Consider the following 1,045-nt stretch of genomic DNA (forward strand, 5'->3'; position numbering starts at 1 on the left):
CACCTAACCATATCCAAGCGATAATACATGCAGCTACTGGTGTTAAATATAAAGAACTTGTTGCTTCAGAAGCATTATCAAAGGGAATTCTTTTAAATCCGGGACAAATTTATGAAGAGAAATCAGATTAGTACATTCGTTTATCGTATGGATATGCTTCGCCTGAACAATTTACTCAAGGTATTTATATATTAAGTGAATTGATCCGTGAGCTGATGGAATAAAAAAATCCTCTTTAATGTAAAGAGGATTTTTGTTATATCTTATTTACTACAATCCTTAGCGCTCACACAAAAGATACCCTTATTTCAATATATTAAGTCGAACTAACAATGTTATTCAACTTTTCTCCTATACTGCAATACTATAAAAATAAAAAGGAGGAATTATTATGAGCATTTTCAATATTCTTTTGACCATTCACATATTATTTGGAACCATATGTTTAATTACGGGAATTGTAGCTATGCTTGCTCAAAAAAAGAAAGGGAAACATACGGAATGGGGCGAAATATATCATGCATCCTATGTTGTAATAACTCTTACTGCAATTATATTGTCTATTATAAATTGGGATAAAATCGCATATTTATTTTATGTAGCAATTTTCTCTTATTCATTTGCGATTTATGGCTATCTTGCAGGAAAAAAGCGTTGGAAAAATTGGATTCATCACCATATTAGAGGTATGTTAGGCTCCTATATCGGTGCCGTTACCGCACTTTTAGTAAACGTCGGAATTCATATTCCCATTATTAATTTACTGCCGCCTATATGGTTTTGGTTTTTACCGACGTTAATCGGTATTCCTCTCGTAGCCAGTGTATCAAAAAAATATAAAAAACAAATGAAAAATTAATTGTATTTTGGTTACTTTCTAATTTTTTTTGATATTCTATGTAGTGAATTGAATATTTTGTTTTTGCACTAAGGACATGGAATGGAAGAAAAATAAAAGGAATCCAAGCTTTTGGATTCCTTTTATTTCTGTTTCTTTAAGGCATAAGTGTATCCAAACGATCTGGATAATTAGTAAACATCCCGT

The 1,045-nt window shown here is 31.2% G+C and carries 1 protein-coding gene and 1 pseudogene; both read left to right on the forward strand.

Annotated features, from left to right (window positions below; translation table 11 throughout):
- Positions 1-65: 65 nt before the first annotated feature.
- Positions 66-224 (forward strand): annotated as a pseudogene (locus AC1DTM_RS28175) (GntR family transcriptional regulator); the annotation flags it as partial.
- A 167-nt stretch (positions 225-391) separates the two neighbouring features.
- Complete coding sequence (locus tag AC1DTM_RS28180; protein ID WP_016104982.1) at positions 392-859, forward strand: DUF2306 domain-containing protein; 468 nt, start codon at positions 392-394, stop codon at positions 857-859.
- Positions 860-1,045: the final 186 nt, after the last annotated feature.

It is taken from the genome of Bacillus sp. P4_D3, from assembly GCF_056401855.1.

Bases quoted from the DNA above. Each gene is read 5' to 3' on its own strand.
- AC1DTM_RS28180 (WP_016104982.1), top strand. From the start codon at position 392: ATGAGCATTTTCAATATTCTTTTGACCATTCACATATTATTTGGAACC.